This window comes from Pseudoalteromonas fuliginea (assembly GCF_000690055.1).
Classification (GTDB): Bacteria; Pseudomonadota; Gammaproteobacteria; order Enterobacterales; family Alteromonadaceae; genus Pseudoalteromonas; species Pseudoalteromonas fuliginea.
Map to the genome: position 1 here is coordinate 1 of NZ_JJNZ01000102.1, position 1,956 is coordinate 1,956.

Annotated in this window: 4 protein-coding genes; all 4 read left to right on the forward strand. The window is 32.7% G+C overall.

Annotated features, from left to right (window positions below; genetic code table 11):
• Positions 1–221 precede the first annotated feature (221 nt).
• Positions 222–893, forward strand: a complete 672-nt coding sequence (locus tag DC53_RS01120; RefSeq protein ID WP_131649274.1) for an RNA-binding protein — start codon at positions 222–224, stop codon at positions 891–893.
• Positions 894–925: 32 nt separating this feature from the next.
• Entirely contained in the window at positions 926–1,159 is a 234-nt protein-coding gene (locus tag DC53_RS01115; protein WP_033032107.1) for an N-acetylmuramoyl-L-alanine amidase, read from the forward strand.
• Positions 1,156–1,581 (forward strand): hypothetical protein, encoded by a 426-nt coding sequence (locus DC53_RS01110; RefSeq protein WP_033032109.1) that lies wholly within the window; start codon positions 1,156–1,158, stop codon positions 1,579–1,581. The genes DC53_RS01115 and DC53_RS01110 overlap by 4 nt, the downstream gene beginning before the upstream one ends.
• Positions 1,582–1,691: 110 nt before the next feature.
• Positions 1,692–1,956 (forward strand): hypothetical protein (locus tag DC53_RS0120810; RefSeq protein ID WP_033032111.1); only part of this gene is annotated, 265 nt, incomplete at its 3' end.

The window sequence follows — 1,956 nt, forward strand, 5'->3', positions numbered from 1 at the left end:
GAAGTGGCTGTCTAGTTTAGTTGTTTGGTCTAGTTTAGTTGTTTAGCTGTCTAGTTTAGTTGTTTACAGTTAATTCAGAGAAACGTTAGTAAGATGAGAAATGAGGCTATTAGTGGTAATGTAAGTGTTAGTAATGTTGCTACTCAACTACAAAAATGGTTCGGTAAATAATTATGTTTTTCAAAAGTAAAATTAAATATAACGTTACTAAAGCATACTTCTTGGTAACAGAAACAAACTCGCTCAATCTTGATAGCTTGTTTGATATTTTTCTGCAATATAGCGATTCTGAAGTTGTACAATTTTCTTTAAATTATGAGGAAGCAAAGGAAATAAAGTGTTTTTCTCAAAAGAAGGTAGCGTTGTGTGTTGAGCAGTTAGAAAGTTTGGATTTTTATGACGTAAAAAGCAGGGCTATCTTGACAGTGAATAAGGTATTCACATATTTAAACTTTAAATTTTCAGTGCTCGAATTTACTGTTGTAAATAGCTTTTGTGAAGACTTTAAAAAAGAAGTGCAGCTGTTTAAAAATATCTCAAGTGCTGGGGATTTAGTATATGGTTATAGTCGAGTTTTGCGGAGTGACTATTTACCTATTACAGAAAACAAAGTGCAAAAAAAACTATTTGGCGGTATATCGGTTACAGTTGAAATTGAAGAAGCTAAGTGGTTAGTACACCCAGAAGGCATAGAACAAGGAGCAATTAAAGGCTTGTACCCTCTAAATTATCTTAATGATCAAGCTTTTAGTATCTTGCAGGAATATTCAGGCGGCTTTTTTGATAGCCAAGACAGAGCTGGTAATATCTTATTAATAGATCAGCAATCTCAAAAAAAGCTGTCTGATATATCGTCATTGGAAAAGTTCATGCATTTTTCTCAAATAAACTAGACATCCACTCAAAATTTTGTTCCGGGGCACATGTGAAAGGTAATAATCAAGGGAATATAGGGATAGCATTTTTAGGGGATTATACAGAAAACCCAATTTCTAAAAGGCAATTTGGTGCAGCTAGGCAATTAATAGGGAACTTGCGGCAGAGATATAAATTGTCTGGACAGTTTATTAAGACTCATGGTCAATTTAACCCAGATAAACATAATGAGTTACAAGGTGCTAAACATCAGGTTGGTATGTTAAGGAGTGAATTTAAGTGATTAAGAAAATAACAATAATTACATTACTTATAGTAATAGTAGGTTTTTTTGTCCATGTAAACCAAAAGACATACAGCACGTTCGTAGATTTTTTACCTTCTAAGGTGAGATCTAATTATATTGAGTATATTTTAGATGACAGAGCTGGAATAGGCTCTGATTATATAAAAATATTATTATTACAAGCTTTAGAGCGTGAGGAGTATGAATTTAATATACGGTTACTTTTTCCTTTATGTGATAGAACTGATACTCCATATGCAGAGCCTATCCCTCAATTAGCTGTAAAAGTTATATATAAAAATAAACCGTCTATTATAGATGAGTTAATAGAGTATTATAATAATGATGAAATTACACAAATAGTAATAGAAAAACAGTTAGAGAAAATAAGTTTGATGAATAGCGGGAAATTAAAATAATCAAGTCATAAGTATCTTGGTAAAATAAACTAGACATCCACTCAAAATTTTGCACTTTTACGCTCAAAGTACTACGCTTTATTTAGTGTAAAAAACAAGCAGGATGTCTTATGGCCATCGCAAGAAAACGACAAATAAGTTTGGTTGATACAAAATACTACCACTGTATTTCGCGTTGCGTGCGCCGTGCTTTTTTGTGTGGTGAAGACCACTTTACTGGTCAATCTTACGAGCATCGCAGAGGCTGGGTTGAAGATAAGTTACTGGAATTAGAAAAAATATTTTGTATTGATGTATGTGCTTATGCCGTAATGAGTAATCACACCCATTTAGTATTGTATGTTGATGATAAGAAAGCGAATAGGCTGAATGATA